We start from the raw sequence: 12,936 nt of genomic DNA, 5'->3' as shown, positions 1-12,936 counted from the left end.
CTCCTCTCCGCAATCCGGATCGAGGCCTACCTGGCCTCTTCCGCATCCGCAGCCATCCGGGGCGGTCGCACCACGGTCACGGTGCAGGCCGATTCCGCGGCCACCTTGGCCGAAACGCTGCCGAGCAGCGTGCGCCGGAACGAGCTCTGCCGCGCGCCGATGATCACATGGTCGACCTGGTTGACCTCGGCGAACTCCAGCAGCGCCGAGGCGGGATCGACCGCTTCCAGCACATGAACCGACAGCCGGCTCTCGTCCAGCTTGAGCGGCGTCGCCCAATGCCTGAGCGCCACCAGGCGGTCGACATGCTTGTTGGAGCCCTGCTCGTCCAGCGTCCGGTCGACCGCAAGGCGATTGAGCTTCAGCACATTGACGCAGGCAAGCCGCGCCGACGGCAACGTGGCAAGGATGCGCTCGGTCGTCACGCGCAGCGCCTCGTTCAATTCGGGCGCGCCTTCCGCGGCGTCGAGCGCAACCGCGATGATCGGGCTGGAGGCGATCTGGGCGGCAACGTCGGATTTCGCACGCGGCGCCATGACGCCCTGGTTGAAGCGGCGCCGCCAGGCGACGCTCCAGGGATCGCGCTTCATCCGCTCCGAACGCGCGGTCAGCCTGACCTGGTCCGGATGGGCCAGATCGAAGGCGAGCTGGGACGCGGTGGGGTAGCGCCGGACCGGCTCGATCTCCAGACACCGCAGCACCACCTCCTGCAGCCAGGGTGGATAGTCGGCACGCAATTCGCGCGGCGGATGCGGATCGCGCCACAGCCTGCGCCGCATCGCGCGCAGCGTCTCGCCCTCGCCGAACGGCCGCTCGCCGGTCGTGAAGAAGTAGAGCAGCACGCCGAGCGAGAACAGATCGCTGCGCGGATCGTCGCGCACGCCGAGCAGCCGTTCCGGCGCCATATAGGGCGCGGTGCCGTAAGGCAGTCGGAATTCCTCCTGCAACAAATCCGGCAAATGGTTGTGGTGCGACAGGCCGTAGTCGATCAGCACGGCTTCGCCGCTATCACGGAACATGATGCTGCTCGGCTTGATGTCGTGATGGATCACGTTCTGCCGGTGCAGATCGGCCAGCGCGGCCGCGATCTTCGACACCAGCAGCCGCGCCTCCTCGTAAGGCAGCGGCAAATCCGGCAACCGCTTGTAGAGCGTGATGCCCGGAATGCGCTCGATCACGGCATAGGCCTGGTGCGCGAAATCGCCGGTACCGAAGCAGGCCGGGACATGCGGACCAGCGAGTCGGGGCAGGATCATCATCTCCATCTCGAAGGAGACGATCGCGGCGGGATCCTCGCCCTCCGAGACCCGCGGGATCTTCATCAGCAGCGGCACGTCGATGCCGGGATGGGTGACGGTCCACAGCGTCGCCATGCCGCCGGCATGGACGCATTCGCCGATGGTGTAGCCGTCGATCACCGCGCCTGATTTGACCAGAGGTTTGGGCATCGGTCTCTAGCGCCCCAGCGACAGGCGATCGGCCAGCCAAGGCGGCAGGCCATTCTCGCGAATCTTGTTCGCAGCGCTCGCGATGTCATAGGGCGCGCGGCAATAGGTGATCTCGCACGACTCCGTGTCGAACAGAACGAACGCCGCGGATGGATCGCCGTCGCGGGGCTGGCCGACCGAGCCCAGCACCGCCAGCCATTGCCGCCCGCGCAGGAGCTGCACGGGAACGTCGGTCTTCGGCACGAAGCTCGTCATCTTCGCCGTCACCGACATCGAATAGAGCGCGGGGCGATGGACGTGGCCGCAGAAGGTGACATGGGCGGGGGTCGAGATCAGGCTCTTGGCCGCGTCGGCGGTGGCACGGACATAGTGCCAGCGCGTCGGCTGTGAAGCCTCCGAGTGGACGTAAAGGCGCTCCTTCTCGTCCACAGTCATCGGCAGCTCGGCCAGAAAGCGCCGCTGCGCGACGTCGAGCCGCCCGCGGGTCCATTCGATCGCGATCTGCGCCTCGGCATTCATGGTCTCGGTCGTGGTGTTGACGGCTTCATCATGATTGCCGCGCACGGCGACGGCCCCCTGGGCCGCCAGCTCCATCGCGGTGTCCACGACCCATTCGGGATCCGCGCCATAGCCGACGAAATCGCCGAGCAGGACGAACCGCTCCGCGCCCTTCGCACGCGCCGCCTTCAGGCACGCCTCGAACGCCTGCCGGTTGCCGTGGATATCCGAGAAAACAGCGAGAAGCACGCGCCCTCCACCCTCAACTTCTTATTGGAAGCCGATAAGGCCAAATTGAGGGAGGTCAACAGGATGCGCCAGCACGGGAATGTTTACCAGCGCGGGCACCCCGCGATGGTGAAGAGGCTATTGCTCGTCCTTTGGCGGCATCCGGGGCGGCGGCAGTGGCGTGAACAGGGCGCCTTGCGCGCCGGCCGGCGGCGCAATGAATTCACCGGTCGAGGAATCGCCGCCGGTCGTCTCCACGATCGTCTTGGGCGTCACGTATTCCCGGACCATGTCGATCAGGCTGCCGTCACCGCCGCCGAAATCGGCCGCGCGCCCGCCTTGCGGATGCCCCAGCGCGATCTCGTTCTGCGCTGCGTGGGTCTTGTCGGCCAGCCTGTCTTCGTAGGGCATGCGGAAGGCCCGGGGGATGCCGCTCGGGCGATTGTCCTCGTCCAGCTGCTCGACCCAGAGATAGACCGAGCCGGGATCGCCCTCGAGCGAATGCGGCTCGACGATGCGCGCCTGGAGCAGCTTGAAGGACGTGGGCAGCCGGTCAGCGCTGGCCCAGCCGAGCAGCCCGCGCATTTCCGTGAAGCTGACGACATAGAAGGCGCTGGTCACGACCACCGCTACCGCCTTCAGCGACCAGTGCAGCCGCGCATAGACCAGCACGACCAGCAGCAGCGCGCCTATCGCGGCGTAGGCCACCGACAGCGTGAGGATGACCGTTTGCAGACTAGTCACGGCGCACCCTCGCAGCGTTCTTGCTCACACCGGTACTCGGATCGAGATCGGCGCCGTTGCGCCAGCTGCTACGGAACGTCTCCAGCAGCGATTTCGGCCGCTGGTCCACATTGACCACCTTGCCTTCGGCATCGAGTCGGAACCGCACCGCCGTCTTCTCGTGGCCGGTATGATCGAGCGTGAACTTGTTGTCGAAGACCACCTGCGCGGTCGGATTGAGCTTCTGCACCTTCACATTCGCCGTCACCGGCTCGCCGGTCGTTGCGGCGAAATGCGAGACGTTGACGGTGTATTCCCCGGGGACGATGCCGCGCACGGTGACGATCTCCTCGCGGATGGGCGAGGCGATCTTCTTGCCGTTGACCATGATGAAATCGTTGGCGCCGCCACGGTCGTCGCGGTCGAGCGTGAGGAAGCCGGCCTCGCGATGGCGATACCAGGCGATGTTGCCGGCGGGATCCTGCACGAACAGGTCGAGATCGTCGGGGTGGCTGTCTGGCCAGTCCAGCGTGATCATGAACTCCGCCTTGGAGTCGATCTTGCCTTCCTTGGCATCCGGCGAGACCGCGAGCAGCGCCAGGAAGAACAGGAACGCGATCACCTGGAGCGCCTTGAACAGCATCACGCCCAGCGGATCGAACGGCTCCTCGCGCGGATAGAGACCAAAGTCGTCCATCATGACGAGGTTCCAGCGCCTTTAGGTTCAACGCCTTTAGGTTCAACGCCTTGGCGCTCCAGCACCGGCGTCACATAGGTCTCGGTCAGCACCACCGCGTCCGAGAATACCCGCTGGGTCGCGGCATCCAGCATGTAGTACTGGATGCGGACCAGGATCGAGCCGACCAGGCCCGCCAGCGTCGTGTACATCGCGACCGCCATGCCGTCGCTCATCAGCCCCATCGACGAGCGCATCGCGACCTTGTCGGCGGCATCGAGCCCCGCGATCGGCGCCAGCATGATGATGAAGCCGACGATGGTGCCGAGCAATCCGAGCTTCATCAGCGTGTCCGAGACGAACGCGCCGAAACCGTTGGAGCCCCTCAGGCGGTCGGCGAGTGTCCTCAGCAGGAGCGTCTGGTCGACCCGCCGGTAGTCCTGCGCAGCGGCCTTGGTCACCAGGCTCTCGATGTGGTCACGCACCAGCCCGTGCGGCAGCGTCGCCGCGCTCGCATCCAGCGCCTTGCTGCCCCCGGGCGCCGCGAGCACCGCGCGGCAGCGTCGGGCCGCCGCGCCTTCACGGGCGATCGCCCGTGTGCGCAGGAAGCAGTGACCACAGGTCAGAACATAGAGCAGCGCGATCACGCTGGAGATGTAGGTGCGGTCCGAAGCCAGCATCAGACGGATCAGGCCGAACCGCCACAGCAGCACGACGGCGAAGACCGAAAGCCCGGTGAAGATCATCCAGAACAGCAGCGCGCTGCGCTCGGACGGGTCGGCAGCAGAGCCCGCGATCGGCCCAATCGTCATCGAACTCATGCTGCACTGCTCCTGGCTTGCAGGGACTGGCTTGCAAGGACTGACCTGCAACGCTTCCTCGCCGATTAGATCAAAGTCGCCGCGCCCCGTCCAAAGAGCCATGCCCAATCCGGCTTGGGAAATTTGCCCGACCTGCGATCCGGCCCGAACCCTGCAATTGGCAAGGCGCGGCGGCGTTGTTAGGCTGACCCTACCAAACGTTGAGGGTGATCGCATGCGCCTCGTGCTTCAGCTTGTCGCCCGTCTGCTTCTCATCGTCGCGCTCTGCCTTGGCGCGGCGACCGTGTGGGCCACGTTCGACGCCTACCGCAGTGTCGACCGGGCGACTGCCGCCTCGGCGCAGCGGGTCGCGCATGCGCTTCAAGCGCTGTACTGGCAGGAACTCCTGTTGCGCAGCAGCAGAGCGCGCGAGCATCTGTTGCCGGTTCCGGACTGGCGTACCCTCGATATGATGAAGCTGATCTCCCCCGGCGTGTGCGTCGAGTTCCAGCCGGCCGCGGCATTCGAAAAGCCGCTCTGCGGCCAGAGCCAGGGCATCGGCAAGACGCCACCGCGCTGGTTCGCCTCGATCGTGCCGACCTTCCTCGGCAGCCACGCCGAGGTCGTGCGCCCCGTCAGTCCGCGCGCCGCGGCGGCCGGCGCCGTCGTCGCGACACCGGATGCAGCAGCCGCGATCACGCTCGCCTGGGAGTACATCCTCAACGTGATCGACGTTGCGCTCTTGATGGCGGTGGCGATCGCGCTTCTGGCCTCGATTGCGATCGCGCATGCGCTGGCGCCGGCGCGCACCATCGTCACTGCGCTCCAGCGCATGGCGCGCGGCCATTACCGCACGAAGCTGCCGCGCTTCCGTTCGATGGAGCTTGCGATGATCGGCGGCGCCGTTAGCCAGCTCGGCGGCCGGTTGGAAGAAGCGACCGAGCAGCGCGCGGCGCTCACCCGGCGCCTGATCGAGATCCGCGACGACGAGCGCCGCGCGCTCGCCCGCGAGCTGCACGACGAGTTCGGGCAGAATCTCTCGGCCATCCTCGCCTTCGCCAACACCATCGAGACGGCGAGCGCGAAGGAAGGCAAGGATGAGGGCAAGGATATCGGCATCGCGCAGGACGCGCGCATGATCTCGCAAGCCACCCATCATCTGATGGCCTCGCTGCGCGATGCGCTCAAGCGCCTCCGCAATCCTCTGCCCGAGGAGCTCGGGCTCGAGGCCAGCCTCGTCAATCTCGTCGACAGCTGGCGTTCCCAGAGCACGGCGCGGCCGACGATCCAGCTCGATCTCAGGGGCGATCTCACCGACATCAGCGGCGCGGCTGCCACCACCGCCTATCGCATCGCCCAGGAATGCCTGACCAACGCGCTGCGCCACAGCTCGGCACGCGAGATTTCCTTGTGCGTCGAGCGGCGCGTGGGCGAGGACGATGCGCTTCTGATCCGCGTCGAGGATGACGGCGGCGGCGATGCGACCCGCGTTGCGCGGTCGGCCGGCTTCGGTCTCACCGGTATTCGCGAACGCGTGGCGGCCGCCGGCGGATCGCTGTCGATCCTGCCCGCCAGAGGCGGCCTGAGCGTCGCCGCCACCATTCCGCTCGCCGCATGAGGGCTCGATGAGCGAGGTTGCAACGACAGGCATCTCCGTGCTGCTGGTGGACGATCATCCAATCGTGCGGCAAGGCTACCGTCGCGTGCTGGAAAGCCAGGGGAACCTTCACGTCGTGGCGGAAGCCGACAACGCCGCGGATGCCTACACCGCCTTCAAGGCGCACGATCCCGACGTTGTCCTGCTGGATATCTCGATGCCCGGCGCGAGCGGGCTGGAGGCGATCCGCAACATCCGCGCGTGGTCCCCGCGGGCGCGGATTCTCGTCTTCACCATGCACAACGAGGCCGTGCTGGTGAAGGCCGCCTTCGGCGCCGGCGCCGCTGGCTTCGTCACCAAGAGCAGCGAACCGTCCGCGGTCGTTGCCGCGATCCGCAGCATCGCCCGGGGCGAACGTGCCATGAGCGACGACATCGCACATATCCTGGCCGAGGAGAGCCTGTCGCCGACCGGCTCAGTGCTGGATCAGTTGGGCGAGCGCGAGATCGAGATCCTGCGCCAGTTCGCCGGCGGGGCCACCACCGAACAGATCGCGGCGCATCTCAATCTCAGTGTGAAGACGGTGCAGAACTATCACTACCTGATCAAGACCAAGACCGGTGCGCGCACGGACGCACAGCTGGTGCGGCTGGCCGCGACGTGTGGACTGACGAGGATTTAGGAGAGGTTAAGGAAGTTTAGGCCTTCAACCCGCGCAGCAGCAGCGCCAAGGTCGCATCCACGCGTGCCTGCAGATCCGCGTCCTTCCACTCGTCGGCATGGCCCGGATGATGGAATCGGCTGGTCGCATCGAAGACAGCGCGCGCGGTTGCCTTGACGTCGTCCACGGCGAAGACGCCCTGCGTCACGCCGTCGGCCAGGATAGCCGCGATCTGGTCGATCATCGTGTCCTTGTGGCACTTCACGGCCGCACAGGCTTCCCGCGCCAGCGTCAGATAGGTGTCGAACATCTCGGGGTCGTCGAGCACGCGCGAACGCTTGGCGGCGAACAGCGTGCGAAGCCAGCGGTCGAGCCGCACCGGCGCGGGGCCCTGCTCCTCGGCGATCGCCAGCAACGGCGCGTCGATGCGGTCAAGCCAGCGTTTGGCAACGGCCTCGCGCAACGAAGCCTTGCTCGGGAAGTGGCGATAGACGCTGCCGTGGCTCACATCGAGCGCACGGGCAACGTCGACCACGGTGGCCTTGGCAAGCCCGTAGCGCCGCAGCACGTCCTCGGTGACTTCGAGGATCCGCTCCGGCGTCAAGATAACGGCTTCATTCATGCCAACACCATTTTCCCGTTGAGGGCTTGGTTACCCGGCGATGGGTGCTTTCCGAAGCGCCCGTGCCGGTCGTTCGGAAAGCTCTCGCCTTAATGAGGCAGTTTTGCAGCCTGCGCCGCTATCTGGCGCGCCACCAGCAAATTGAGCCAATGCCCAATCGTGCCGGTGAGATTGATGATTTCGGTCGTCATTGTCTTAAATCTCCATTCGTCCGCGGTCCCCACCCCAAAATTACGCCTTGGATCCGCAGTCGTTACGAACCTCGAGCTCCCCGGGAGGGATCACCACGGGACGCCCAATCGGAGCGTCCGGGAACGGATATACACGTCTCGCTGACAGATTTCAATATCTGTCAGTCAATGATCCGTGATTGACAGTGAATATTTGCAGGTGGACCCATCCTCTCTCGGAACCCTCCTGGGTGGCCGGGCCGGTGGAAAGCTCGGCGATCCCCCTCAGCGCGGCCCCAGACCGTTTGTTTCGCCCTGCTCGCTCTGCTAAATCACGGCGTAAAAAGCATTTTGGCGGGTCGCAGCCCTCTTGGGCCGCCCGCCCACCTATCTGGAGTCGTCCAATGATCCCCCGCTATACCCGTCCGGAAATGGCCTCGATCTGGGAGCCGCAGACCCGGTTCAAGATCTGGTTCGAGATCGAGGCGCATGCCGCGGATGCCCTCGCCGAGCTCGGGACGATCCCCAAGGAAGCCGCCAAGACGGTCTGGGCCAAGGCCAAAGACGCCACCTTCGACGTGGCCCGCATCGACGAGATCGAGCGCGAGACCAAGCACGACGTCATCGCCTTCCTGACCCACCTTGCCGAGATCGTCGGCCCCGAGGCGCGCTTCGTGCACCAGGGCATGACCTCCTCCGACGTGCTCGACACCTGCCTCAACGTCCAGCTCACCCGCGCCGCCGACCTGCTGCTCGCCGATCTCGACAAGGTGCTGGCGGCGCTGAAGAAGCGTGCCTTCGAGCACAAGATGACGCCGACCATCGGCCGGTCCCACGGCATCCACGCCGAGCCCGTCACCTTCGGCCTCAAGCTCGCCTATGCCTATGCCGAATTCTCGCGCGCCAAGCAGCGCCTGATCGCGGCGCGCAAGGAAGTGGCGACCTGCGCCATTTCCGGTGCCGTCGGCACCTTCGCGCAGATCGATCCGCGCGTCGAAGAGCACGTCGCCAAGGCGATGGGCCTCGTGCCCGAGCCGATCTCGACGCAGGTGATTCCGCGCGACCGTCACGCCATGTATTTCTCGACGCTGGGCGTGATCGCCTCGTCGGTCGAGCGCATCGCGGTGGAGATCCGCCACATGCAGCGCACCGAGGTGCTGGAGGCCGAAGAGTTCTTCTCCGAAGGGCAGAAGGGCTCGTCCTCGATGCCGCACAAGCGCAACCCGGTGCTGTCGGAAAACCTCACCGGCCTGTCGCGCATGGTGCGCGCCTATGTGACGCCGGCGCTGGAGAACGTGGTGCTCTGGCACGAGCGCGACATCTCGCACTCCTCCGCCGAGCGCATGATGGGTCCGGACGCGACCGTGACGCTCGACTTCGCGCTGGTGCGCCTCGCCGGCCTGATCGACAAGCTGCTGGTGTATCCCGCCAACATGCAGAAGAACCTCGACCGCCTCGGCGGCCTCGTACATTCGCAGCGGGTGCTGCTGGCGCTGACGCAGAAGGGCGCAAGCCGCGAGGACGCCTACAAGCTCGTGCAGCGTAACGCCATGCCGGTCTGGCGCGGCGAAGGCGACTTCCTTGTTCTGCTGAAGAAGGACGCCGAGGTGAAGAAATATCTCACCGACGCCGAGATCGAGGAGCAGTTCGACCTCAGCTATCACCTCAAGCACGTCGACACGATCTTCAAGCGCGTGTTCGGGGAAGCGTAGGGTCGTAGGGTGGGTTAGCCGAAGGCGTAACCCACCCTTCTTTCTCCGCTGAAACCAACGCGGTGGGTTACGCTACGCTAACTCACCCTACAAACTACGAACGACAACAAAAACGGATCCCCCCATGCCCATCGTCAACCGCGTTGCCGCCCTCTCCGACGAAATGGCCGCCTGGCGCCACGACTTCCACGAGAACCCCGAGCTACTTTACGAAGTCCACCGCACCGCCGGCATCGTCGCCGACAAGCTGCGCGAGTTCGGCTGCGACGAGGTGGTGACGGGCATCGGCCGCACCGGCGTCGTCGGCGTGATCCGCGGCCGCAAATCGGCCTCGGGCAAGACCATTGGACTGCGCGCCGACATGGACGCGCTGCCGATCATGGAGACATCGGGCGTCGCCTACGCCTCCAAGGTCCCCGGAAAGATGCACGCCTGCGGCCATGACGGCCACACCGCGATGCTGCTGGGCGCGGCAAAATATCTGTCCGAGACGCGCAATTTCGACGGCACCGCGATCATGATCTTCCAGCCGGCCGAGGAAGGCGGCGGCGGCGGCAAGGCCATGGTCGAGGACGGGCTGATGACGCGCTGGAACATCCAGGAGGTCTACGGCATGCACAACATGCCCGGCCTGCCCGAAGGCCATTTCGCCACCACGCCCGGCGCGATGCTCGCCTCCTCCGACAACATCCAGATCATCGTCCACGGCAAGGGTGGCCACGCCGGCGCCGGTCCGCACAAGTCCGTCGACAGCGTGCTGATCGGCTCGCAGATCGTGGGCGCGCTGCAATCGATCGTCGCGCGCAACGTCGATCCGCTGAAGTCCGCCGTCATCTCGATCACCCAGTTCCACTCCGGCACCGCCTTCAACATCATCCCCGAAAGGGCCGAGCTCGGCGGCACCGTGCGCACGCTCGATCCTGAGGTGCGCGATCTCGTCGAGCGCCGCATCGGGGAAGTCGCCGACAGCATCGCCCGCGCCTATGGCGGCTCGGCCGAGACCAAATACACGCGGATGTATCCGGTGACGATGAACCATGCGCGTGAGGCCGGCCTTGCCGCCGACGTCGCCCGCGACATCGTCGGCACCGACCGCGTCAACGACAAGTTCATTCCGATGATGGGCGCCGAAGACTTCTCCTTCATGCTGGAAGCGCGTCCCGGCGCGATGGTGCTGGTCGGCATGGGCGACGGCAACGAGTGCCACCACCCCGCCTATGTCTTCAACGACAACATCCTCGGCCACGGCGCATCGTTCTGGGCGCGGCTGGTCGAGACGCGGATGCCGGCGGGGTAGTCTGATCGAAGAGCGGGTTAGGCGATAGACTAACCCGATGCCTTCCGGTTTCAGGCCGCCCGAATCACCGCAAAGAAGTCTTCGACTTCGGAGCGGAGCGCATCGGTCTGGCCCGAAAGCTCCTGAGAGGCTGTCAACAGCTCGGATGCGGTGATGCCGGTCTCACTCGCGGCGTGGCTCACCCCACCGATGTTGCTGGACACATCGTGCGTCCCCTGCGCCGCCTCCTGGACGTTGCGCGCGATCTCGGCGGTTGCCACGCCCTGTTGTTCGACCGCGGCCGCAATCGCGGTAGCAATCTCATCGACGGACGAGATGGTTGCACCGATCTGGCGAATGACACCGACCGACTCCTTGGTCGCTTCCTGGATCGAGAGAATCTGCTGACCGATCTCGCCGGTCGCCTTCGCCGTCTGCTCCGCCAGCGCCTTGACCTCGGACGCGACCACCGCAAAGCCCCGGCCGGCCTCGCCGGCGCGCGCCGCCTCGATCGTCGCATTCAGCGCAAGGAGATTGGTCTGGGATGCGATCGTGTTGATCAACTCGACCACGTCGCCGATCCTCTGCGCCGCCTTGGCGAGACTTTCGATCGCGGCACCGGAACGGGCCGCCTGATCGACGGCCACGCCGGTCATTCTGGTCGATTCGGAAACCTGACGGCCGATCTCCTTGATCGAAGAGGTGAGCTGCTCGGTCGAAGCTGCCACGGCCTGGACATTGGTCGATGCTTCTTCCGAGCCGGCAGCCACCGCGCTCGATTGCCGGGTCGAGCGTTCCGCGCTTGCAGTGAGCGCGTTGGCGACGCCTTGCAGGCCGGCCGCCGAGCTCCCCAGTCTCTCCAGCACGATCTTCATTCGGCCATCGAAACCTCGAATGGCCGCGGCGATCGTCTCCTGCTGCTTCTGTCTTTCCGCCAGCATTGCCTCCTGATACGCGGAGATGGCAATGTCCATGTCCAGCATCACGGCGGTGTTGAGGGCGGCGAGCACGCTGGTCATCCGCGCCGGTGTCCATCGATATTTGCTGACGGCCAAGGCCACCAGCCGGCACAGGACGAAGTTGTAACCGCCGATATACCAACGCGGCTCCAGGCCGATCTTGTTGTGTATCAGCCCAATCATGCGCACGCCGTGCAGGTAGTCGCGATCGAACCGGCCGTTGAACAGGCGTGCCCAGTGCGAGCTTTGGGCCTTTTTCAGCCGCGGCATGTCGTCGCCGATCAAGGCTGCAAGCCGCGGCTCGCTCGACACATGCCGATAGAACCCGTCGAGGATATCCGGCAGCGCGTGCTCGACCGACGCCCAGAATCCGCGCAATAGCTCGCCGGTGTCCGCATCGATGCGCATGAAGCGCATGCGTCCGTCACGATCCTGACTGTCGTCATTTACCATCGGCGCGAGTGTCATGGAGAACGCCCTTTGCAATCCATCGGAGGCGAAACGCTGCAAACGAACAATCACGCGGCAAGCTCAATGCCGGGCAGTATCATCTCTCTCGGTTAAGTTTGACTGAGTGCAAATCAACGCGCGTTGGCGAGATTTGATGCAGATTAATAACGCACATCAACATCCCCGGAGTGAGTTTCGCCTCGAACGTGCGCCCCTCGCAAAGATCAATCGATCGGATGTTCTCCTCGCATCGTTCGGACAGTTTCCAAATTTCTGCCCTCCGAAATTTGCGACGAAAGAGCTGTTGACTATACAAAGGTGTTACGGATGATATTGGTTCGATAACATCCGGAGGATCCGCAACGATGCGGCAGCGCAGTGGCGACTTCAGCCAGATATGAAGGACATCTCGCCTTGTGCAACTTGCCCGAAGAGCGGCACGTCTGGATTCTGTGCTGCGATTTTTGAAAGCACGGTACCAGCGGAATCGACCGGCAAATCCGATTGGCAGCATCATCTCGTGGTCCCGGCCGGACGGCAGTTGCTGACCGCGAACCAGACCTCTCCCGACATCTATGTTTTCTGCGCCGGCTGGGGATTCCGCTTTCTTCAGATGCCCAACGGCCGGCGGCAAATACTCGGCTTCCTGCTGCCAGGTGACGTCCTCGTCGGCTCGCTGCTTCATGAGCGCCTGCACTTTTCGGTCAAGGCTCTGACAGCGATCCAGGTGAGCACGATGAAGCGGACAGAAGTCCAGGCACGCATCGCAATGAACGTGCACATCCTGTGGGCCGCAGCGGAGTGTTGTGCAAACGAGGTCAGGACGGCGGACGAGACGATTGCCGCACTTGGCCAGTTCTCGGCGGAGGAACGCATCGCCCATCTGTTCCTGCAGCTCATGAAGCGAATTGCGAGCCGCAACGTGATCCGCGACGAGCGCTACCGGGTCCCGCTCCGCCAACAGCATATCGCCGATGCCGTCGGGCTGACGCCGGTTCATGTCAGCCGCGTCCTCAGTACCTTCCGGGAACGCCGCCTCGCGGATCTGTCGAACGGCGTGCTCGAAGTATTCGATCTGCGTGAGCTGCAGCGGCTCGGTGCCTTGAGCTGAGCGGG

Annotated in this window: 12 protein-coding genes; 5 read left to right on the top strand and 7 right to left on the bottom strand. The window is 65.0% G+C overall.

Annotated features, from left to right (window positions below; genetic code table 11):
* Window positions 1-26: 26 nt before the first annotated feature.
* From FNV92_RS12945 to FNV92_RS12925, 5 genes are all read right to left on the bottom strand, one after another.
* On the bottom strand, window positions 27-1,448 hold the full coding sequence (locus tag FNV92_RS12945; RefSeq protein ID WP_143840682.1) for a serine/threonine protein kinase: 1,422 nt from the start codon (window positions 1,446-1,448) through the stop codon (window positions 27-29).
* Between the two features lie 6 nt (window positions 1,449-1,454).
* Complete coding sequence (locus FNV92_RS12940) at window positions 1,455-2,195, bottom strand: metallophosphoesterase family protein (RefSeq protein WP_143840683.1); 741 nt, start codon at window positions 2,193-2,195, stop codon at window positions 1,455-1,457.
* Window positions 2,196-2,312: 117 nt separating this feature from the next.
* Window positions 2,313-2,918, bottom strand: coding sequence for a hypothetical protein (locus tag FNV92_RS12935; RefSeq protein ID WP_143840684.1), 606 nt, complete (start codon window positions 2,916-2,918; stop codon window positions 2,313-2,315).
* Window positions 2,911-3,597, bottom strand: a complete 687-nt coding sequence (locus tag FNV92_RS12930; protein WP_143840685.1) for a hypothetical protein — start codon at window positions 3,595-3,597, stop codon at window positions 2,911-2,913. The genes FNV92_RS12935 and FNV92_RS12930 overlap by 8 nt, the downstream gene beginning before the upstream one ends.
* Window positions 3,594-4,394, bottom strand: coding sequence for a MotA/TolQ/ExbB proton channel family protein (locus FNV92_RS12925; protein WP_143840686.1), 801 nt, complete (start codon window positions 4,392-4,394; stop codon window positions 3,594-3,596). The genes FNV92_RS12930 and FNV92_RS12925 overlap by 4 nt, the downstream gene beginning before the upstream one ends.
* A gap of 214 nt (window positions 4,395-4,608) precedes the next feature.
* Between FNV92_RS12925 and FNV92_RS12920 the strand changes: the two genes are divergently transcribed.
* Entirely contained in the window at window positions 4,609-5,991 is a 1,383-nt protein-coding gene (locus tag FNV92_RS12920; protein ID WP_143840687.1) for a sensor histidine kinase, read from the top strand.
* Between the two features lie 7 nt (window positions 5,992-5,998).
* Window positions 5,999-6,652 (top strand): response regulator, encoded by a 654-nt coding sequence (locus tag FNV92_RS12915; protein WP_015685100.1) that lies wholly within the window; start codon window positions 5,999-6,001, stop codon window positions 6,650-6,652.
* 16 nt (window positions 6,653-6,668) lie between these two features.
* Here FNV92_RS12915 and FNV92_RS12910 read toward each other — a convergent pair whose 3' ends face one another.
* Window positions 6,669-7,253 carry a TetR/AcrR family transcriptional regulator gene (locus FNV92_RS12910; protein WP_143840688.1) on the bottom strand — a complete coding sequence of 195 codons (585 nt, stop codon included), beginning with the start codon at window positions 7,251-7,253 and terminating at the stop codon, window positions 6,669-6,671.
* A 574-nt stretch (window positions 7,254-7,827) separates the two neighbouring features.
* Between FNV92_RS12910 and purB the strand changes: the two genes are divergently transcribed.
* Both purB and FNV92_RS12900 read left to right on the top strand, forming a co-directional pair.
* Window positions 7,828-9,135, top strand: coding sequence for an adenylosuccinate lyase (purB, locus tag FNV92_RS12905; protein ID WP_015685098.1), 1,308 nt, complete (start codon window positions 7,828-7,830; stop codon window positions 9,133-9,135).
* A 124-nt stretch (window positions 9,136-9,259) separates the two neighbouring features.
* Window positions 9,260-10,432, top strand: a complete 1,173-nt coding sequence (locus FNV92_RS12900) for a M20 aminoacylase family protein (protein ID WP_143840689.1) — start codon at window positions 9,260-9,262, stop codon at window positions 10,430-10,432.
* Window positions 10,433-10,482: 50 nt separating this feature from the next.
* Here FNV92_RS12900 and FNV92_RS12895 read toward each other — a convergent pair whose 3' ends face one another.
* The gene (locus tag FNV92_RS12895; protein WP_083850038.1) at window positions 10,483-11,838 is read right to left on the bottom strand and encodes a globin-coupled sensor protein; all 1,356 of its coding nucleotides are present in this window, start codon (window positions 11,836-11,838) and stop codon (window positions 10,483-10,485) included.
* A gap of 379 nt (window positions 11,839-12,217) precedes the next feature.
* Between FNV92_RS12895 and FNV92_RS12890 the strand changes: the two genes are divergently transcribed.
* The gene (locus FNV92_RS12890) at window positions 12,218-12,931 is read left to right on the top strand and encodes a Crp/Fnr family transcriptional regulator (RefSeq protein ID WP_240536167.1); all 714 of its coding nucleotides are present in this window, start codon (window positions 12,218-12,220) and stop codon (window positions 12,929-12,931) included.
* Window positions 12,932-12,936: the final 5 nt, after the last annotated feature.

Origin of the sequence: Bradyrhizobium cosmicum, assembly GCF_007290395.2 — a bacterium.
In the GTDB taxonomy this organism is placed as follows: domain Bacteria; phylum Pseudomonadota; class Alphaproteobacteria; order Rhizobiales; family Xanthobacteraceae; genus Bradyrhizobium; species Bradyrhizobium cosmicum.
This window is presented reverse-complemented; position numbering and strand designations above follow the sequence as displayed.